Below are 21,413 nucleotides of genomic sequence, written 5' to 3'. Positions count from 1 at the left end.
TGGAGCGTCGACAAGAGAATTAAGGGCCATTTTCGGCGTAATGGGCCGCTAAGGTGCTGAGATACATCAGGAAGTCCTGTCATTCGGCCTCGCATCCGATGGTAACCAAATTGTAATTTCCGATGGATTCCGCAAGCGAATTGGTTATACGGTTGTCCTGCCAAGTCGCTCACATAGTAACCAAAACAGTACCAAGCGGCGGGTGATCAAAGGGGCGCGGCGTGCGTCAGGGTGGCGCTGCAGCGCCAAAGGGAAGGGGCTTTGACAATGAATTTCCGTAAGCAGATTTTGTTGGCTTCGAGCGCAGTCGTCCTCGTCGCCGTAACGCCAAGCGCGTTCGCGCAGGTCGTCACGCCGTCGGCAGACCCCGTCGCTACGCCATCGGCCGCCGCAGCACCGCAAGCTGCAACGCCGACCGCTCCCGTCGCCGACGAAACAGGTGAAGACATCGTCGTCACCGGGATTCGCGGGAGTTTGCGGAGCGCGATTGCGGTTAAGCGTCAGGCCAACGCGATCGTCGACGTCATCAGTGCGGAGGCGATCGGCAAGTTCCCCGACCGCAACGTCGCCGAATCCCTCTCGCATGTTCCCGGCGTCAGCATCGATCGTCGCTTCGGCGAGGGCGAGAAGGTCGCGATCCACGGTACCGACCCGGCGCTCAACCGCATGCTGCTCGACGGCCACGCGGTCGCCTCGGCCGACTGGGGCGGCAACGACAACGATCCGACCAGCCGCACCTTCAACTATTCGCTGCTCGCACCCGAACTCGTCGAGCGCCTCGAAGTCTACAAGTCGCCCGAGCCGCGCATCGAGGAAGGCAGCATCGGCGGCACGGTCATCGTCCGCACGCGCCGTCCGCTCGACACGCCGGCCAACTCGATCTTCGCGTCGGGCGGCTATTCGTACAACGACCGCGCCGACAAGGGTAACGTCCGCGCGTCGGGCCTGTACAGCTGGCACAACGAAGGCGGCACGTTCGGCGTGCTGGGCGCGGTCACCTACGACAAGCAGAGCCTGACCCGCGCCGGCGTGGAATTCTTCGGCTTCGAGAATGCCGGCGACCGCTTCTTCCAGAAGGATGCGAACAACGCGCTGGTGCTCGACGCGGGCGGACAGCCTGTCCTGAAGAACCCGAATGCGACGATCACCGGCGGCACGCGCCAGGATCTTGCCAATGCGGTGTCGCCGTTCGGCATCAACTACGCGTATTTCACGCAGCAGCGTAAGCGCATCAGCTATGTCGGCACGGTCCAGGCCAAGCCGACCGACGACATCACGCTGACGCTCAACGGCCTGCACATCGACGGCAACTACAACAACAGCAGCCAGTCGATGTACGTCATCCCCGGCGCGTGGAGCGGCGACGTTCTCCAGTCGGCGACGGTTGCGAACGGCGTCGTCACCAATGCCAGCTTCGGCGCGGCCTCGGCGAACAGCCAGAGTGCGCAGCTCGATCTGCTGATCCGCAAGACCAAGCTGACGACCGACAACCTCAACTTCGTTGCCGAGTGGGAAGGTCCCGGCGGTTCGACCGTGTCGGCGACCGGCGGCTGGAGCAAGGCGATCGGCGGGCGCAATCCCGAATATCTGCTCGATGTGCGGACCGACCTTCCGTACAGCTACGGCTTCACCTCGGACAGCGCGAACGTCGATTACGTTGGCGACCTGACCAATCCTGCCAACTATCGTCGCAGCAACAGCCCGCAGCTCCAGACGATCGACGGCGCCCCCGTCATCGTCAACGGCACGCAGCTGAATGCGGCGCGCGCGGGCGGCATCGATTTCTCCAAGACGATCGATCGCGATTACTACGCGGGCTATGACGCGGTCATTCCGTTCGAGGCGGGGCCGTTCAAGGAAATCCGCATCGGCGGCAAGTTCACCGATCACCGCAATCGCCTGAACGCGAGCGGCTTCAATAACTACTCGACCTCGAACTACACGCTGGCGAGCCTGGGCGTCGACACGATGACGACGCCGAACGGCACGTTCGATGGCACTGGCGGCACCGGCAACGCGACCAAGTACATCAACCTGTCGCAGCAGACCGTGATCGACATCCTGGCGAACTCGATCAACATCCCTGTCGCTAAGCCGACCGCGTCGTACATCGTCGACGAGACGGTCGCGGCGAACTACGTCCAGCTGAACTTCGACCAGAGCGGCTTCCGCGGCAACATCGGTGGGCGCCTAGTCTATACCAAGAACGTGTCGAACTATGCCAACCAGGTCTCCGGCACCGACGGCAGCCTGCCGACGATCGTGCCGCAGCAGGTCGAGAACGACTATCTGAAGTTCCTGCCTAGCCTGAACGTCGCTTACGAAGCGGGTACGCATCTGATCTTCCGCGGCAGCGTCGCCAAGGTGATCGCGCGCCCGCGTTACGAACAGCTCGGCGGATCGGTCGGTCGCAACGACATCACGCTGGATGCGAGCGGCGGCAATCCGAACCTGAAGCCGTACCAGTCGACCAACTACGAACTGTCGGCGGAATATTATCCGCGCGAGGGGACGCTGTTGTCGCTCGAACTGTTCCGTCGCGAGGTGAAGGACTACATCCTCAACGGCCTCAGCCGCCAGACGTTCTTCAACGAGCTGACGCAGAGCAACGCATCCTATCTCGTGTCGCAGCCGCTCAACGGCGGCAACGCGAACGTGAACGGTGCGCTGGTGTCGGCACAGGGTGAGATCTGGCACGGCTTCGGCCTGCAGGCGAACTACTCCTACGCCGAGAGCTCGACCGACGAGGGGCTGAACCTGCCCTATCTGTCGAAGCACACCGTCAACGTGATCCCGTATTACGAGAACGGGCCGTTCCAGGCGCGCCTGAGCTATAACTACCGGTCGTCGTATTTCCGCGCGATCGGCCGCCTGAACTCGATCGACATGGTCGCGCCCTACAGCCAGCTCGATTTCTCGGCCGGCTTCAACCTGACCAAGGCGGTCACGCTGACGGTCAACGCGCAGAACCTGCTCGACTCGACCTACACCCAGTATAGCGGCACGCGCGATCGGCCGACGGCGTTCTACAAGAACGGCCGCACGTTCGTCGCGTCGGTATCGTTCAGGATGTAAACCACGGGGCGCGCCGGGCCCGGCGCGCCTTCCTCTTCGGCGCCCTCGTTGGCGCCCTCTTTGACGGAAGCACACCGCCACGCATGATATCGGGACGGATCAGGACAGGGTTGCAGCGGATCGGGCAGTGGGGTGCCGGGTTCGCCTCGGCCGTCTTGATGCTGATGCCGCTATTGGTGCCGCTGCCCGCCGCGGCGGAGCGGATCGACCTCGATGCGGGGTGGAGTTTCTGGCTCGCGAAGGATGCGCCGGCCGACCCGGCGTCGTTGAATCCAGCGTGGCTGAAAGCCGATCCGGCGGGAGCCGAAAGCGTCGTTGTTCCGCATAGCTGGCCGCTGTCGCGCGGTGCGGGCGCCGAGGGCGTCGGCTGGTATGCGCGGACGCTGGTGGTGCCCGAGGCGATCGTCGGCAAGCATCTCGAACTGCATTTCGACGCGGTGTTCTACGCCGCGCGGGTGTGGGTGAACGGGACGCTCGTCGGTACCCACGAGGGCGGGCATACCGCGTTCGATATCGACGTCTCGAAGGTGTTGAAGCCGGGCGCGAACCGGATCGTCGTGTCTGCCGACGATCGGCCGGGGTTTGCGACGATTCCCGGCTATGCGATGCGTCTCCAGGGTTCGGGGAACGTCTGGTACGACTGGTGGCATAGCGGCGGGATCACGCGCGACGTGTCGCTGCGGATCGCCGAGGGCGGGCTGATCCGCCGCCAGCGGATCCGCCAGGTTTTGCGCGCCGATAGCGCGACCGTCACCAGCGGTGTCGCGATCGAGAATGTCGACGCGAAGACGCATACCTACGGACTGACGACGATCGCGATCGACCCGGACGGCCGCGAGGTTGCGCGGGCGTCCAGGAGCGTGGCGGTGGCCGCGTCTTCGGCGGCGACGCCCGACGCTGCGCTGACGATCGCCAAGCCGCAACTGTGGCAGATCGGTGCGGGGAAGCTGTACCGGATCGTCGCCGAACTGCGCGACGAGAAGGGTGTGGTGCTCGACCGGCACGAGGATACAATCGGCCTGCGCACGCTCGCGCTCCGTGACCGGCGGCTGTACGTCAACGACGTCGCGGTGCGCCTCACCGGCGTGACGCGGCACGAGGATTCACCGTGGGAGGGTGCCGCTGAAACGCGCGGGACGATCCTGCACGACATGCGCGATCTCGCCGCGTTGCACGTCACGCTGACGCGGCCGGTGCATTATCCGCAGCCGCAGAGCGTGTTCGATGCCGCCGACCGCGCAGGGATGCTGCTGATCCCCGAAATCCCGATCTGGCAGATGACCGCGGCGCAGTTGGGCGACCCGCGGCTGCTGGTCCGCGCCAAGGGGATGATGGCCGAGATGATCGCCGAGAGCGGCAATCATCCGAGCGTGCTCGCCTGGAGCATCATGAACGAGAGCGAGGCCGCGACGCCGCAGGGGCTCGCGTTCGTGAAGGCGATGAAGGCGCATATCAACGCGATCGATCCCGGCCGGTTCGTGACCTTCGCCGATTCCGAGATCGCGATCCGGCCGGTTCGCGTGCCGGCTTTGGTCGAGGCCGATTTCGTGATGGCCAACGCCTATTTCGGCACCTGGAGCGGCGCGGCGTCGGGCGTCGGTCCGTGGCTCGACGCGTTCGGCAAAGCCTATCCCGACCGAATGCTGGTGATCTCCGAATTCGGCTGGCCCGGACCGTTCTCGAAGGACAGCGCGAGCGCCGACGTGGCGCGTACCGAAAACCTCAAGGACCAGCTCGCGGCGTTCGCGACGCGGCTCTGGGTCGGTGGTGCGATCTTCTGGAGCTATTCGGATTACCGCTCGAACAAGAACCTCTTCGCGGGGCTTGCGGACGGCTATGTCGATCACGGACTGGTCGATCCCGATCGCCAGCGCCGGCCGAGCTATTTCGCGTGGGAAGCCGCCAATCGCGCGGTGTCGGCGACCGTCGACCTGACGATGGCGGGGGAAATCCCGACCGGCTTTACCGCGACCGTCGCCGGACCGGCAAAGGATGCGTTGCCGTCCTATCCGCTGATCGGTGCGCGCCTCCACTGGCGCGCGATGGGCGGCGATCGCGTGCTGCTCGGCGAGGGTGAGGAGGCGCTGCCGGTGATCGCGCCGGGTGGCACGGCGAAGGTTTCCGCGTCGTGGGCGGGGCGTCTTTCGCCCGTCACGGTGACGGTCGATATCCTGACCGCGGAGGGCGCACGCGCCGGCGGCGTCGTCCGCGACTATGAACCGTTCAAGGCGGGGTCGGCTGCCTATCCGCCCGATCCTGCGCAATTGCCGAAGGCTCCTTCATGATCCGTTTCCGCCCGCTCGCATTCGCGCTGTTGATGACCTCCACCGCAGCGCTGGCCGAGGGGCCCCAGCTGATCGCCCCATTGATTCCTGCGCCGGCCTCGGTCGAAGCCGGGACCGGCACGCTGACGATCGGCGAAGGGGCGGGGATCGTCGCTGGGGACGCGGGAGCGAAGACGGCGGCGCGGTTGCTGGTGCAGCAGGTGAAGGTCGTGCGCGGCCTGACGCTGGCGGGCGACGCGGGCACTGGGCCGATCCGGTTCGTGCGGGATGCAGGCGTTGCGGGCGACGAAGCCTATGTGCTGACCGTCGACACGAACGGCGTAACGATCGCGGCGAGCGGCGATGCCGGCTTCGTCCACGGCGCGATGACGCTGGCGCAGTTGCTCAGCCCCGATGCGGCGATCGGCAAGCCGGTCACGCTGGCGGCGATGACGATCCGCGATGCGCCGCGCTTCAAATGGCGGGGCCTCATGATCGATCCGGCGCGGCATTTCGTGCCGATCCCGACTTTGTACGCCATGGTCGATCAGCTCGCGGCGCAGAAGATGAACGTGCTGCATCTGCACCTGACCGACGATCAGGGCTGGCGGATGGAGATCAAGCGCTATCCCGATCTGACGCGGATCGGCGCCTGGCGGACGCCACCGTCGAGCGGTGGTGCGCCGGGGCCCAAGGTCGGTGGCTTCTACACGCAGGCCGAGCTGAAGGCGCTGGTCGCCTATGCGAAGGATCGCGCGATCACGGTGGTCCCGGAGATCGACCTGCCGGGTCATGCGCAGGCGGCGGTGGCGTCCTATCCGGCGGAGGTCGGCGTACTCGGCGATCGCCCCGCGGTCAGCCACGACTGGGGCGTGAACCCGTGGCTGTTCAGCCCCGAAGATCGCAGCATGACCTTCATCAAGCATGTCCTCGACGAGCTGATGGACGTGTTTCCGTCGCAGTTCATCCATCTCGGTGGTGACGAGGCGGTGAAGGACCAGTGGGAGCGGTCGCCCGCGGTGCAGGCCAAGATGAAGGCGCTCGGGCTGAAGACCGAGATGCAGATGCAGAGCTGGATGATCGACCAGCTCGGCGAGTATCTAGCGAAGCACGGCCGCCGCATGATCGGCTGGGACGAGATCCTGGAGGGCGGTTTGCCGCCGTCGGCGTCGGTGATGTCGTGGCGTGGCGAGAAGGGCGCGGTCGAGGCCGCCAATCAGGGCCATGACGTGGTGCTCAGCCCCGCGCCCACGCTGTATCTCGACAGCCTGCAGAGCAATCGGAGCGACGAGCCGGCGGGGCGGATCTCGGGCGGCGATGCGATCGTCACGCTTGCCGATCTCTACAAATACGAGCCCGAGCCGAAGGGCCTTGCGCCCGACAAGGCGCAGCATGTGATGGGCGCACAGATCAACGCGTTCAGCGAATATTTCGTGACGCCCGAACAGCTGCAGCACGCGACGTTCCCGCGGCTGTCGGCGCTGGCCGAGCGGACATGGTCGCCGAAGAGCACGCAGGATTATGCGGGCTTCGTCGCGCGGCTGGAGCCTCAGATGGGGCGGTATGCGCGGGCCGGAATCGCGGCGGCGGACAGTGCGTTCGCGGTCGACTTCGCGGTCCAGGGCACGCGGGGCGATGCGCTGCGGGCGCGCAAGGTGCCGGTCACGCTGGCGACGCAGGCGGGCTATGGCACGATCCGCTACACGCTCGACGGCACGGCGCCGACCGCGCGGTCGAAGGCCTATGGGTCGCCGCTGTCGCTCAAGTCGGGCGTGGTCGCTCGCGCGGCCGCCTTTACCGGCGACGGGCGCCCGACCGCGGTGCCGCGACTGTTCGAGACGAGCCGTGCCGCGCTGTTGCGCCGGTCGAATTCGGAGATGGTCGCGTGTCCGGGCGGATCGCTCAATCTGCGCGTACCGCTGACCGCGGAGGCGACCGCGCTGGCACCGGTGTACAACATCAACATCTTCGATTCGTGCACGATGTACCCGGCCGCGCCGCTCGACGTGGCGCGCGGCTTCAGCGTCGACGTCGCGCGGCTCGCCCGGCATTACGGGCTGGCGCACGATGCGAGCAAGCTGGTGCCGCATTATGCGGTGACGACCTACGGCGAACTCGTCGTGCGCGCGGGCGGCTGCAAGGGGACGATCGCCGCGACCTTCCCGCTGCCCGATCCGGCGACCAGCCCCAATCGCATGACGTTCCGCGGCAAACTTCCCGAGGGGAAGGGCGACGCCGACCTTTGCCTGCAATTTACCCAGTCGCTCGAGTCACCGATCTACGCGGTGGAATCGATGCAGCTGACGGAGACGAACTGATGCGTTGGACTGTACTTCTCCTGCTCGCGAGCGCCGCTACCCCCGTCTCGGCCGCACCACGTACCAGCGTCGTGCTCGACAGCGGCTGGTCGATGCGGATCGATCCGGCCGACACGGCTGCGGCCAAGGCGCATCCCAAGGCGGCACGCTGGCTCCGCGCGACCGTGCCGGGCAGTGCGCAGACCGACCTGATGGCGGCGAAGATCGTCCCCGATCCGTACAAGGGCCTGAACGAGGCGAAGATCCAGTGGGTCGGGCTGACCGACTGGCAGTATCGCACGACGTTGCGGATGACCGCCGAACAGCTGGCGCGCGACCATGTCGATCTCGTGTTCGACGGGCTCGATACGTTTGCCGAGGTGCGGTTGAACGGAACCAAGCTGCTCGCCGCAGACAATGCGCATCGGCGCTGGCGCGTACCGGTCAAGGCGGTGCTGAAGCCGGGGGCGAACGACCTGCTGGTCACCTTCCGCTCGCCGATCCGCACGTTGCAGCCGATGGTGCTGAAGACCGCGCATCCGCTGCCCGGCGAATATGATTCGATCTATGGCGACGAGCCGATGGGCAAGCAGACCTCGCCCTACATCCGCAAGCCGAAATACCAATATGGCTGGGACTGGGGTCCGCGGATCGTCACGCAGGGCATCTGGCGCCCGGCCCGGATCGAGGCGTGGGACGACGCGCGGATCGAGGCGTTTCGCGTGACGCAGGAAGCGCTGACCAAGTCCGAAGCGCGGTTGTCCGCGGAACTCGATGTGGTCGCGGGCGAGGAGCGTCCCGTGACGGTGCAGGTCGCGGTGACCGGGCCCGACGGTCAGGTGACGCAGGCGGCGCGCACCGTCACGGTCGCGGCGGGCGCGAGCCATGTCGCGGTGCCGGTGAGCATCGCCAATCCGCAACGGTGGTTCCCGGCCGGATACGGTGCGCAACCGCTCTACACCGTCAAGGCGACGCTGACCGACGGTACCGCGACGATCGACACCGCGCAGCGCCGCACCGGCCTGCGCACCGTCGAACTTCGCCGCGAGAAGGATGCGCAGGGCCGCGGGTTCGCGTTCGTCGTCAACGGCATCCCCGTGTTCGCCAAGGGCGCGAACCTGATCCCGTTCGACATGTTCCCCGCGCGTGTGCCCGAGAGCCAGATCCGCACCGTCATGGCCGGCGCGCGCGATGCCAACATGAACATGATCCGCGTCTGGGGCGGCGGCTATTATCTCGACGACGTGTTCTACGACATCGCCGACCAGATGGGGCTGATGGTGTGGCAGGACTTCATGTTCGGCGGCTCGATCACGCCCCCCGACCGCGATTTTCGCGAGACGGTGCGGATCGAGGCGGAGGAACAGGTCGACCGGCTCCAGGCGCATCCCTCGATCGTGATGTGGGCGGGCAACAATGAAGTGCTCAGCGGCTGGGCGAACTGGTCCGACCGGATCGCGTACAAGAAGGCGGTCGGCGCGGACGAGCAGGAGCGGATCGGCGTCGGCATGGCGGTGATCTTCGATCGCGTGCTGCGCGACGCCGCCGAACGCCGCGATCCGGATGCGGTGTACTGGCCGGGCTCGCCGAGCAGCAATTACGAGGACAAGCCCGACATCGATAGCGATGGCGACCGGCATTACTGGGACGTGTGGGGCGGCAAGAAACCGGTCGAGGCGTATCTCGACAGCTGTCCGCGCTTCATGTCCGAATACGGCCTGCAATCGATGCCCGAGATGAAGACGATCCGGACGTTTGCGACCGACGCGGACTTCTCGCCGACCTCGCCGGTGATGAAGGCGCATCAGAAGTTCCTCAAGGGCGAGGGCAACGATCGGCTGCTGTTCTACATCCGCGAGAAATACCGCGAGCCGCGCGACTTCGCCGAGTTCGTGTATCTCAGCCAGGTGATGCAGGCGGAGGGGATCGAACTCGCCGCGCTGCACCACCGCGCGTGCCGGCCGGTCACGATGGGGTCGCTGTTCTGGCAGATCAACGACGTCTGGCCGGGCGCGTCATGGGCCAGCATCGATTATTACGGTCGCTGGAAGGCGCTGCAATTCCGCGCACGGCATTTCTACGCGCCGCTGGCGATCGCCGCCGAGCGCAAGGACGGGTCGACCAAGGTCAGCCTGATCTCCGACGCGACGACGCCAACCGAGGCGGTGTGGCGGATGCGGGCGCTCGATGTCGATGGGAAGGTTCTCGCGACGACCGAGACGCCGGCGACGTTGTCGCCGTTGTCCGCAACGGCGGTCGCGACGCTGCCCGATGCGACGCTGTTCGCGGGCGGCGACCCAGCGCGCACGATCGCGGTGGCGGAGTTGCTCGTCGATGGCCGCGTGACGTCGCGCACGCTGCTGTCGGCGGCCCCCAAGACGATGACGCTGCCCGATCCAGGATTGACCGCGACCTGGGAGACCAATCGTCTGACACTGACCGCGACCAAGCTAGCGCGCGCGGTGTGGCTCGACTTCGGCAAGGTCGAGGCGACGCCATCGGACAATGCGTTCGATCTGCTGCCGGGGGAGAGCGTTACGGTGACTGTAGCGTCCAAAACGTCGACGGCGGCGCTGAAACGTGCGCTGACGATCCGGACACTGGCCGGGCAAGTCGTTCCCAAGTGATCCGCGTCGGTCGAATCCTGCTGGTCGTGATCGGCCTGGCGATGGCGGCCCCGGCGCTGGCGGAACCCGCGGCGGGGCCTGCGGCGCGGCCAGCGACGGGGCCGATCACGCGCGTGCTGGACACCGGATGGGAGGTTCGCCTCGCACCGGGCGATGCCAACGCGGCCGCGCACAAGGCGGCGACGCGCTGGTTGCCCGCACGCGTGCCGGGATCGGTGCAGACCGACCTGCTTGCCGTACATTTGCTCGCCGATCCGTGGGTCGGCGAGGGCGAGCGTGCCGCGCAATGGGTCGGGCTGTCCGACTGGCAGTATCGGACCGTCTTCACGCTGGATCCGGCGACGCTGGCGCGCGCGAATGTCGATCTCGCCTTCGACGGGCTCGACACGTTCGCGATCGTCCGCGTCAACGGGACGGCCGTGCTCCGCGCCGACAACATGTTCCGCAACTGGCGGGTCGCGGCCAAGCCGCTGCTGAAGCCTGGTCGCAACGTCATCGAGATCGATTTCGAATCGCCGATCCGCAAGCTCCTGCCACGCGCGCTGGCCGAGAAGGTGCCGTTGCCGGGCGCCTATGACACGGCGTTCGGCGACGAGCCCAAGGGCCGCCAGACCGCGAATTACGTGCGCAAGGCGGCCTATCATTATGGTTGGGACTTCGCGCCGCGGATCGTCACGATCGGCGTCGGCAAGCCGGTCCGGATCGAGGCGTATGACGGTCTCCGCCTGAGCGATTTCCATGTCGCGCAGGTGCATCTCGACGACAGCGTCGCGGTGCTCGATGCGGCGGTGGAGATCGACGCCGCGACGCCACGCACCGTCGACGTCCGCGTGGATATCGCCGGCCCCGATGGCACGACGCAACGGCTCGACCGGCGCGTGACTCTGTTCGCTGGGGTGAACCCGGTCGTGCTGCCGGTCCGGATCGAACGCCCGCGACGCTGGTGGCCGGTCGGGTACGGCAAGCCCGATCTGTACGCGGTCACCGCGACGGTCACCGAGGCGGGGCGCATGCTCGGCACCGCGACGCACGATATCGGCCTGCGCACCGTCGAACTGCGCCGCGATACCGATCGCTGGGGGCGCGGCATGGCGTTCGTGATCAACGGCGTGCCGATCTTCGCCAAGGGCGCCAATTTCGAGCCCGCCGACAGCATCGCGTCGCGCGTCCCCGCGGCGCGCACCGATGCGGTGCTGGAGGCGGCGGTCGCGGCGAACATGAACATGCTGCGGATCTGGGGCGGCGGCTATTATCCCGACGATGCGGTGTTCGCCAAGGCCGACCGGCTGGGGCTGATGCTGTGGCAGGATTTCATGTTCGGCAACGCGCTGCCCGCCAACGACGCCGCGCTGCGCGAGAGCACGCGGCTGGAGGCGATCGACCAGGTCCGGCGGCTTCGCGATCACCCCTCGCTGGTGATCTGGAACGGCAATAACGAGGTCCAGACCGGGTGGGATAACTGGAGCGACCGCAAGGCGTTCGCGCGCGCGCTCGGGCCGGACGGGCAGGAGGCGTTCGGCGCGCATCTCCGCCGATTGTTCGACAAGGATCTGCGCGCGGTCGTCAACACGCTGTCGCCGAGCACGCCTTATTGGGGCGGTTCGCCGACCACCGATTATGACGGCATCTCCGAGGTGAAGACCGATGGCGACGTGCATTACTGGGATGTCTGGGCACGCGCTCCGCTCGAGGAGTACCTGACCACCGAAAACCGCTTCATGTCCGAATTCGGGCTGCAGTCGATGCCGGGGCTGCGCACCACACGCGAAATGCTGGGAGCGCGTCGCCCGGAGGACATGCCGGTCCAGATCGTCGGTAGCGCGTATGACAGCGGCAAGGGCAATGGCCGTATCCTCGGCTATATCCGCGCCGATTACGGCGAGCCGACATCGTTCGTCGACTATATCTATCTGTCGCAACTGCTCCAGGCGGAAGGCCTGGAGATGGCGGTGATCCACCAGCGCGCATCGCGTCCGCAGAACATGGGCACGCTGTACTGGACGCTCAACGACAGCTGGCCCGGACTGGTCAATTCGATATGGGCCGGGCAGGCCTGGGGCAGCATCGACTTCCACAATCGCTGGAAGGCGAGCCATTACCGCGCCCGGCGTTTCTACGCGCCGGTCACGATCGGCGCGCAGCATATCAAGGGCAATACCGTCGTCACGCTGATCTCCGACAAGCGCGAGGCGTTCCCGGCGCGCTGGCGGCTGCGCGTGCTCGACCGCGATGGAACGCTGCTGTCGGAACGCGGCGGGGCGGTCGATGCGGCGCCGCTCGCCGCGATGCCGCTGGGTAATTTCGCCGATGCCGACCTGCTCGGCAAGGCGGATCCGTCGCGGACTTTCGCGGTGGCGGACGTGACCGTGGATGGCACGGTCGTCGCGCGGCAGTTCGTCTATTTTGCCAAGGCGAAAGACGTCGCGCTGGCCGATCCCGCGCTGAACGCGACCATCGTCGCGAGCCCCGGCGGCTATACGCTGACCGTTTCGGCCAGGTCGCTCGCGCGGGGCGTCTGGATCGACTTCGGCGATTGCGACGCGACGCTGTCCGACAATGCCTTCGACCTCGCCGCCGGCGACACCGTGACGATCTCGGTCTGCTCCGATGCATCGCTCGCGACGCTTCAACATGCCCTCTCGGTCCGCAGCCTGTTCGGCGCGACCGTCCCGACCAAGGCCACATCATGATCCGCAATGCGCTCTTCGCTTCCCCGCTCGCTGCCCTGCTCGCCACGTCCGCGCTCGCGCAGACGGTCGATCCGGCCGTCCGCAGCATGACGCTCGACGAGAAGGCGGCGCAGTTGCAGAGCGTCGCGCCGGCGATCCCGCGGTTGCAGCTGCCCGCTTATGACTATTGGAACGAGGGGCTGCACGGGCTCGCGCGCAACGGCGTGGCGACGGTGTTTCCGCAGGCGATCGGCTTGGCCGCGACGTGGGACGAGGCGCTGCTCAGGCGGGTCGGCGATGTCGTGTCGACCGAGGCGCGGGCGAAGTCGAACGCGCTGCCGGCGGGCGACCGGACGCGCTATCAGGGGCTGACGATCTGGTCGCCCAACATCAACATCTTTCGCGATCCACGCTGGGGGCGCGGGCAGGAAACGTACGGCGAGGACCCGTATCTGACGGGGCGGCTTGGCGTCGCGTTCATCGGCGGGTTGCAGGGGCCGGATTTGGCACACCCGAAGGTCATCGCGACGCCGAAGCATTTGGCTGCGCATAGCGGTCCCGAAGCGGGGCGCGACGGGTTCGATGTCGATATCTCGCCGCATGATCGCGAGGCGACCTTCCTCCCTGCGTTCCGAATGGCGCTGACGGAGGGCAAGGCGCTGTCGACAATGTGCGCGTATAATTCGATCCACGGCGTGCCGGTTTGCGCGTCGGAGCCGTTGCTGACCGAGACGGTGCGGAAGCAATGGGGCTTCAAGGGGCTGATCGTGTCCGACTGCGACGCGGTCGGGAACATCGCGAACTACCATTATTACCGGCCCGATAATGCGAGCGGATCGGCGGCGGCGATTTCCGCGGGGATGGATTTCAATTGCGGCAAGACCTACGCGGCGCTCGGCCACGCGGTGCGGCGCGGGCTGGTGCCCGAGGCGACGCTCGACACCAGTTTGACGCGGACGTTCGCGGTGCGGCGGATGCTCGGCGGGGCGTTCGGCGCGACGAGCCCGTGGGACAAGATCAAGCCGACCGAGTTCGATACGCCTGCGCACCGCGCGCTGGCGCTGGATGCGGCGCGGAAAGCGATGGTGCTGGTCCAGAACAACGGCGTGCTGCCGCTGAAACCGTCGGCGAAGATCGCGGTGATCGGGCCGAATGCCGACAGCGTCGATGTGCTGGAGGCGAATTATCACGGTACCGCGGCGGCGCCGGTGACGCCGTTGGCGGCGCTGCGGACGGCGTTTGGCGGCATGCGATATGCGCAAGGGTCGAGCATTGCCGAGGGCGTGCCGGTCCCGGTGCCCGACACTGCGCTGTCGCTGCGCGGCGAATATTTCCGGGGGAGCGATTTCGCGGGGACTCCCGTGGTGCGCGCCGACCGGACGATCGACTTCGACTGGGATCGCACTGCGCCCGCGCCGGGGATTGATCCGACCGCGTTCTCGGTGCGCTGGACCGGGACGATCACCGCACGCGCGGCGGGCGATTATGTGTTCCGGCTCGACGTGCCGCGCTGTTTCGACTGCAAGGGGCACGACCCTTCGCGGTTGTGGATCGACGACAAGCTGATCGCCGACGATGACGGCAGCGGTAAGGCTGTCGAGGCACCGGTAACGCTGACCGCGGGCGCTCATGCGATCCGCGTCGAGCTTGCGCATAGCGGTGAGGACCAAGGGCTGCGGCTGACCTGGACCGCGCCTGCCGATGCCCAGGTTGCGGAAGCGGTTGCGGCGGCGAAGGATGCCGACGCGATCGTCGCGTTCGTCGGGCTGTCGCCCGCGGTCGAGGGCGAGGCGTTGCAGATCGAGGTGGCCGGGTTCTCGGGCGGCGATCGGACGGATATCGGGCTGCCCGCTGCGCAGGTGCGGTTGCTCGAAGCGGCCAAGGCGACCGGCAAGCCGCTGGTGGTCGTGCTGATGACCGGCAGCGCGGTCGCAATGACCTGGGCTAAGGCGCATGCCGACGCGATCCTGGTCGGCTGGTATCCGGGGCAGGCTGGCGGGCAGGCGATCGCCGATACGCTGGCTGGCAGGAGCAATCCGGGCGGGCGGCTGCCTGTGACGTTCTACGCGAAGACGCGCGATCTGCCTGCGTTCATCGATTACAACATGCGCGAGCGGACCTATCGCTACTTCACGGGCACGCCGCTCTGGGGCTTCGGGCACGGGCTGAGCTATACGCAGTTCGCTTATGCCGCGCCGAAACTCACGCGCAGCACCATCGCGGCGGGCGAGAGCTTCACCGTCGAGGTGCCGGTGCGCAACACCGGCAAGGTTGCGGGCGACGAGGTGGTGCAGGCGTATCTCGTGCCGCCCGAGCCGGCGGTGAAGCCGCGGTTCAACGATCCCGTCCTCCAGCGCCAGCTCGTCGGGTTCAGGCGCCAGACAGTGAAGCCAGGCCAGACGGCGCGAGTGGCATTTACGATCGATCCACGGGGCATGAGCAGCGTCGATGCGGCGGGCAATCGCCGCGTCGTGCCGGGCGAATACCGGCTGCATATCGGTGGCGGCCAGCCGGGCGACGGGCCGGGTGTCGATACCGTCTTCACCGTGACGGGAAGCAAGGATTTGCCGAAATGATCGACCGCCGGATGCTTTTAGCGGGCGCTGCGGCGCTCGGCCTCGCCGGACCGCTGCGCGCAGCCGCACCGTCGTTCGTCAGCAAGCGCCCGAAGCTTGGCGATCGCCGCTACACCAGTCGCGCGGTCGAGGCGGAGATCGCGCGCGTGTCAGCGAAGATCACCGATCCCGAACTCGCTTGGATGTTCGGCAATTGCTACCCGAATACGCTCGACACGACGGTGTTCATGGGCGCGGTCGACGGCAAGCCCGATGCGTTCGTGATCACCGGCGACATCGACTGCATGTGGCTGCGCGATAGCTCGGCGCAGGTCCATCCGTACCTCCCGCTGGCGAAGCGCGACCCGGCGTTGCGGACGCTGTTCCGCGGGCTGATCGCGCGGCAGGCGCGGTGCATCCTGATCGATCCGTATGCCAACGCGTTCATGCATGATCCCTCGGCGAAGACCAATCTGAGCTGGTCGCTGACCGACGACACGGTGATGAAGCCCGGCGTCGGCGAGCGGAAATGGGAGATAGATTCGCTCTGCTACCCGATGTGGATCGCGCATGCCTATTGGCAGGCGACCGGCGACACCGTGCCGTTCGACGCGCTGTGGGCGGATGGCGCGCGCGCGTCGATCCGGACGTTCCGCGAGCAGCAGCGCAAGGACGGGCCGGGGCCGTATCGCTTCCGCCGGTCGTCGCCGATCGTCGGCGAGAGCATGCCGCTCGACGGCTATGGGCCACCGTCGCGCGCCGTTGGGCTGATCCATTGCGGGTTCCGGCCTTCGGACGATGCGTGCGTGCTCCCGTTCCTGATCCCGTCGAACATCTTCGCGGTCCGCGCCCTCCGCCAGTTGGCGGAACTCGCGACGCGTGCTCGGCCCGATGCGGCGCTGGCGGCGGATGCGAGTGCGCTGGCCGACGAGGTCGAGGCGGCGTTGCGGCTGCATGGGCTGACCAAAGGCGCGGACGGTCAGCAGGTCTGGGCGTATGAGGTCGATGGTTACGGCAACGCGATCTTCATGGATGACGCCAATGTGCCGAGCCTGTCGGGGCTCGCCTATCTCGGCGCGGTGAAGGCCGGCGATCCGCTCTGGCACCGCACCGCGGCACGCGTGTGGAGCAAGGACAACGCGTATTTCTTCACCGGCAAGGCAGCGGAAGGGATCGGCAGTCCGCATACCGGCCTGCGCGAAATCTGGCCGATGTCGATCGTGATGCACGCGCTGAACGCACTTGAGACCGGCGATGATGCGACCGTCGCGCGGTCGCTCGCCGCGTTGAAGACGACGCATGGCGGTACCGGGTTCATGCATGAATCCTTCAACCAGGACGACGGCGCGAAATTTACCCGTGCCTGGTTCGCCTGGGCGAATGGGTTGTTCGGCGAGCTGATCGTCGACATCGCCGCCAAACGCCCCGCCCTTCTCGGAGTCCGCGCATGATCTCCCGCCGTATGCTTCTTGCCGGTAGCGGCGCGCTTGCGCTGACCGCGCGCGCAACGTTTGCCGCTACGCCGCGCACCACCACGGCGCCCGATCTGTTCGTCGGCACGGGCGGGCACGGCCATACCTATCCGGGTGCGACGTTGCCGTTCGGGATGGTGCAGCTCAGTCCCGATACCGATGTCGAGCGCTGGGATGCGTGCTCGGGCTATCATCGCACCGATACGTCGATCATGGGGTTCAGCCATACGCATCTCTCGGGTACCGGGATCGGCGACATGCTCGACGTGCTGGTGGTGCCGACGCGTGGGCCGGTGCAGTTGGAGCCCGGTACTTTGGCCGATCCCGATGCGGGGTATCGCCAGCGCTTCTCGGCCGAACACGCCGAGCCCGGCTATTACCGCGTGACGCTGGAATCGGGTGTCCGCGCGGAGCTGACCGTGACCGAGCGGACCGGCATCCAGCGGCATGTCTTTCCGGCGGGCGCGGGGCATATCCTCGTGAACCTGTCGCATCTGGTGCTCGACAAGACCGACAAGGGCGTGCTGATCGACGATGCGTCGTTGAACATCGACGAGACCGGCATGCTGACCGGCAGCCGCCGGGTGTTCCGCTGGGCGAAGGGGCGGCGGATCCACTTCGCGATGCAGTTGTCGCGCAAGCCCGACCGGATCGTGTTCTATGGCGATGGCGACGTCGCGCAGGCGGCGGGCGCGAAGGGCGTTGCGGGCAAGCGCGTCAAGGCGGTGCTGCATTACGACGACGCTGGCGCTGCGCCGATCGTGATCCGCACGGGAATCTCCGCGGTCGACGTTGCCGGCGCGCGCGCGAACCTTGCGGCCGAGGCGCGGCATTGGGATTTCGATCGCTATCGTGCCGATGCGACCAAGCGCTGGGCACCTGCGCTCGAGTCCGTCCGCGTCGAGGGGGGCACGCCCGCACAGCGCACGATCATGGCGAGCGCGCTGTACCACGCACAGCTCGCGCCGACGCTCTTCTCGGATGTCGATGGGCGCTATGTCGGGCTCGACCGGCAGGTGCACACGGTGACCGGCAAGGACCGTGCGTATAGTTCCTATTCGATGTGGGACACGTATCGCGCGCTGCATCCGCTGCTCACGCTGATCGAGCCCGAGCGGACCGCGGAGCTGGTCGGCGACCTGATCCGGCAGACGCAGCAGAGCCCTTACGGGCCGCCGGTCTGGCCTTTGCAGGGCGTCGAGACGGGGTGCATGATCGGCTGGCATTCGGTGTCGGTGATGGCCGAGGCGCGCGCGAAGGGCGTGCCCGCGAACTATGCCGCGGCGTGGCCGAACGTGCGGCGCCGCTCGTTCGATTTCGCGATGCCGAATCTCGACAACAGCCTCGGGATCAGGCCGTACGACACGATGGGCTACATCCCCGCGGACACGGTGTTCGAGTCCGTCTCGCGCACGCTCGAATATGCCTATGACGATTACGCGTCGGCGCATCTGGCCGATGCGGCGGGCGCGAGTGCGGATGCCGCGCGGTTGCGCAAGCGGAGCGGGAATTGGCGCAACGTGTTCGATGCATCGATCGGGTTCGCGCGGCCGAAGCTCGCGAACGGGACATGGACGACGCCGTACGATCCGATCGCGCTCGGCCACTCGTCGAAGTGGCGCGATTATACCGAGAGCAATGGCTGGCAGGCGACGTTCCTCAACCAGCACGACGTCTACGGCCTGATCGCGGCGATGGGCGGCGACGCGCAGTTCGAGGCCAAGCTCGACGGGCTGTTCAACGCGCCGTCGATCCTGCCGAAGGATGCGCCGCCCGACATCTCCGGGCTGGTCGGGCAATATGCGCATGGCAACGAGCCGAGCCATCACGTCGCGTATATGTATGCGTATTGCGGCGCGGCGTGGAAGACGCAGGCGATGGTTCGCCGGTTGCTGACCGAGATGTACAAGGACGATCCCGACGGCATCATCGGCAACGACGATTGCGGGCAGATGAGCGCGTGGTTCGTGCTGAGCGCACTCGGGCTGTACCCGGTCGATCCGGTGAGCGCGAATTATGTGCTGGGCTCGCCGCTGTTCGACCGGGCGGAGATGCGCGTCGGTAATGGCAAGACTCTCGTCGTCGAGGCGCGCGGGAATGCGGCGGATCGGCCGTATGTGCAGTCGGTGACGTGGAACGGCCGGCCCTGGACGAAGAGCTGGATCGCGCATGCCGATATCGTGCGCGGCGGTCGGCTCGTGTTCGAAATGGGCGCCACCCCCAACCGTGATTTTGGCCGCGCGCCTGCCGATCGGCCGCCAGCAACCACCGGAGTTTCGCGATGACCTTGGATCTCAACCGCCGCGCGTTGATCGCCGGTACGCTCGCTACCGCTGCTGCCGGCCGCGTGAACGCCGCGGCCCCGGTCGGTGCACCCGTCCCTTGGGGTGCGACGCCGACCGTCCGCCAGCTCGCGTGGCACAAGCGCGAACGCTATGGCTTCGTGCACTTCACGCTCAACACCTGGACCGACAAGGAATGGGGGTATGGCGACGAGGATCCCAAGCTGTTCGACCCGACCGCGTTCGATCCGAACCAGATCGTCGCGGCGGCGAAAAGCGCGGGGCTGACCGGCCTCGTCCTGACCGCCAAGCATCATGACGGCTTCTGCCTCTGGCCGACCAAACTCACCGAGCATTGCATCCGCAACAGCCCGTACAAGGGCGGCAAGGGCGACATCGTCCGCGAACTGGGCGATGCGTGCCGTCGTGGCGGGATTTCCTACGGCCTGTATCTGTCGCCCTGGGATCGCAATCGGGCGGACTATGGCACGCCCGCCTACGTCGAATATTTTCGTGCGCAGCTGACTGATCTCTGCACCAATTACGGCGAGCTGTTCGAAGTGTGGTTCGACGGCGCGAATGGCGGCGACGGCTATTATGGCGGCGAGCGCGAGGCGCGGAAGATCGATGCGCCGAAATATTACAACTGGCCGTCGATCATCACGCTGGTCCACAAATTGCAGCCGATGGCGTGCACCTTCGATCCGCTTGGCGCGGATATCCGCTGGGTCGGCAACGAGGACGGGCGCGCGGGCGATCCGTGCTGGCCGACGATGCCGAACCATCCCTATGTGCAGTCCGAGGGCAATTCCGGCGTGCGCGGGGCGCCGCTCTGGTGGCCGGCGGAAACCAACACGTCGATCCGGCCGGGCTGGTTCTATCATGCCGACGAGGATCTCCAAGTGAAGTCGCCGCAGCGGCTGATGCAGTTCCACGACGAGTCGGTCGGGCGTGGCACCAACATGATGCTCAACCTGCCGCCCGATCGCCGTGGGCTGATTGCCGAGCCCGATCTCGCGTCGCTGAAGTCGTTCGGCGATGCGTTGCGTGGCAGCTTCAGGACCGATCTGGCGAAGGGGGCGGTGGCGACGGCCTCGTCGGTGCGTGGGCGCCAGTTCGCCGCGGCCAACGTTCTCGACGGCAACCGCGAGACCTATTGGAGCACGCCGGATGCGGTGAAGACGCCGTCGCTGGTGCTCGACCTGCCGCCGGGGCGCCGCTTCGACCTGATCCGGATCCGCGAGGCGATCGACCTGGGCGTACGCGTGACGAAGTTCGCGATCGATGTGGCGGACGCGAAGGGCGCGTGGCGCGAGGTCGCGGTGCACGAGTGTATCGGTGCGCAGCGGATCATCCGCCTGCCCGAGCCGGTGACGGCACGGCGCTTGCGGTTGCGGATCGTCGAGGCGCCGGCCTGCCCGGCGATCACCGAGCTGTCGCTGTTCCTCAGCGTCGCGCCGGTCGCGGTCGCGGCATCGCAGGCGACGGGCAACAAGATCATCGCCAAGACCGGGTGGACGATCGTCAGCGCGATCCAGCACAGTCTGGCGATGAAATCGGGCAAGCCGGATTTCGCGGGCGAGACGTCACTGGCCGGGGTGGTCAAGCCCGGATTGCCCGGTGCGGAGGCGGTGCTCGACGACGATCTCGCGACCGTCTGGACTACGCCGGCGCCGACGCCGACGAGCGTGGTCATGCTGATGATCGACATGGGCAAGGTGGATCAGGTCGCCGGGTTCAGCCTGACGCCGACCCGGCAGGCGTTGCCCGATGCGGGACCGCCGGGCCGCTACCGCGTCGAGACGAGCGAGGACGGCAAGACCTGGGCGCCGGCGGGGGAGGGCGAGTTCGGTAACATCGCCTATGCGCGCGCCACGCAGCGCATCACTTTTGCGAAGCCGCGGCAGGCCCGGTACCTGATGCTGGGGTTCACGACGGTCGCGACCGCGCAGCCTAAGATGGCGATCGCCGGGATCGGAGCGTTCCGGCCGTAGGGTGGGGGCGACTAAAGATAGGCCCCACCCCGGCGAAGGCCGGGGTCCAACAGGGGGACGGTGATAACGGCGGGCTGTGCTTCGTCATGTCGACCTTGCCTATTGGGCCCCGGCCTTCACCGGGGTGGCATACTCGATCGAGAGACACCTCCCGCCGTCACCCCGGACCTGTTCCGGG

Annotated in this window: 9 protein-coding genes; all 9 read left to right on the top strand. The window is 66.9% G+C overall.

Annotated features, from left to right (window positions below; translation table 11 throughout):
- Positions 1-267 precede the first annotated feature (267 nt).
- The 9 genes from H8S47_RS01615 to H8S47_RS01575 all read left to right on the top strand — a co-directional run bounded on the left by H8S47_RS01615 (position 268) and on the right by H8S47_RS01575 (position 21,235).
- Positions 268-3,075: a TonB-dependent receptor gene (locus H8S47_RS01615; protein WP_187502192.1), complete on the top strand. Its 2,808-nt coding sequence runs from the start codon at positions 268-270 to the stop codon at positions 3,073-3,075.
- Positions 3,076-3,158: 83 nt separating this feature from the next.
- The gene (locus H8S47_RS01610; RefSeq protein ID WP_187502191.1) at positions 3,159-5,360 is read left to right on the top strand and encodes a glycoside hydrolase family 2 protein; all 2,202 of its coding nucleotides are present in this window, start codon (positions 3,159-3,161) and stop codon (positions 5,358-5,360) included.
- On the top strand, positions 5,357-7,657 hold the full coding sequence (locus tag H8S47_RS01605; RefSeq protein WP_187502190.1) for a beta-N-acetylhexosaminidase: 2,301 nt from the start codon (positions 5,357-5,359) through the stop codon (positions 7,655-7,657). The genes H8S47_RS01610 and H8S47_RS01605 overlap by 4 nt, the downstream gene beginning before the upstream one ends.
- Complete coding sequence (locus H8S47_RS01600) at positions 7,657-10,263, top strand: beta-mannosidase (RefSeq protein WP_187502189.1); 2,607 nt, start codon at positions 7,657-7,659, stop codon at positions 10,261-10,263. Before H8S47_RS01605 ends, H8S47_RS01600 begins: the two co-directional genes overlap by 1 nt.
- The gene (locus tag H8S47_RS01595) at positions 10,260-12,953 is read left to right on the top strand and encodes a beta-mannosidase (RefSeq protein WP_214654882.1); all 2,694 of its coding nucleotides are present in this window, start codon (positions 10,260-10,262) and stop codon (positions 12,951-12,953) included. Before H8S47_RS01600 ends, H8S47_RS01595 begins: the two co-directional genes overlap by 4 nt.
- Positions 12,950-15,508 (top strand): glycoside hydrolase family 3 protein, encoded by a 2,559-nt coding sequence (locus tag H8S47_RS01590; RefSeq protein WP_187502188.1) that lies wholly within the window; start codon positions 12,950-12,952, stop codon positions 15,506-15,508. The genes H8S47_RS01595 and H8S47_RS01590 overlap by 4 nt, the downstream gene beginning before the upstream one ends.
- A complete protein-coding gene (locus tag H8S47_RS01585; protein WP_187502187.1) occupies positions 15,505-16,938 on the top strand; it encodes a glycoside hydrolase family 125 protein in 1,434 nt (477 codons plus the stop codon). Before H8S47_RS01590 ends, H8S47_RS01585 begins: the two co-directional genes overlap by 4 nt.
- Positions 16,935-19,244, top strand: a complete 2,310-nt coding sequence (locus H8S47_RS01580; protein WP_187502186.1) for a GH92 family glycosyl hydrolase — start codon at positions 16,935-16,937, stop codon at positions 19,242-19,244. The genes H8S47_RS01585 and H8S47_RS01580 overlap by 4 nt, the downstream gene beginning before the upstream one ends.
- On the top strand, positions 19,241-21,235 hold the full coding sequence (locus H8S47_RS01575) for an alpha-L-fucosidase (RefSeq protein WP_187502185.1): 1,995 nt from the start codon (positions 19,241-19,243) through the stop codon (positions 21,233-21,235). The genes H8S47_RS01580 and H8S47_RS01575 overlap by 4 nt, the downstream gene beginning before the upstream one ends.
- Positions 21,236-21,413 lie beyond the last annotated feature (178 nt).

The sequence above is a fragment of the Sphingomonas albertensis genome (genome assembly GCF_014358075.1).
Lineage (GTDB): Bacteria > Pseudomonadota > Alphaproteobacteria > Sphingomonadales > Sphingomonadaceae > Sphingomonas > Sphingomonas albertensis.
Note: the sequence above shows the minus strand (reverse complement) of the source record. Positions and strands in the feature narration are given on the sequence as shown.

Bases quoted from the DNA above. Each gene is read 5' to 3' on its own strand.
- H8S47_RS01575 (WP_187502185.1), top strand. From the start codon at position 19,241: ATGACCTTGGATCTCAACCGCCGCGCGTTGATCGCCGGTACGCTCGCT.
- H8S47_RS01605 (WP_187502190.1), top strand. From the start codon at position 5,357: ATGATCCGTTTCCGCCCGCTCGCATTCGCGCTGTTGATGACCTCCACC.
- H8S47_RS01610 (WP_187502191.1), top strand. From the start codon at position 3,159: ATGATATCGGGACGGATCAGGACAGGGTTGCAGCGGATCGGGCAGTGG.
- H8S47_RS01615 (WP_187502192.1), top strand. From the start codon at position 268: ATGAATTTCCGTAAGCAGATTTTGTTGGCTTCGAGCGCAGTCGTCCTC.
- H8S47_RS01580 (WP_187502186.1), top strand. From the start codon at position 16,935: ATGATCTCCCGCCGTATGCTTCTTGCCGGTAGCGGCGCGCTTGCGCTG.
- H8S47_RS01600 (WP_187502189.1), top strand. From the start codon at position 7,657: ATGCGTTGGACTGTACTTCTCCTGCTCGCGAGCGCCGCTACCCCCGTC.
- H8S47_RS01590 (WP_187502188.1), top strand. From the start codon at position 12,950: ATGATCCGCAATGCGCTCTTCGCTTCCCCGCTCGCTGCCCTGCTCGCC.
- H8S47_RS01585 (WP_187502187.1), top strand. From the start codon at position 15,505: ATGATCGACCGCCGGATGCTTTTAGCGGGCGCTGCGGCGCTCGGCCTC.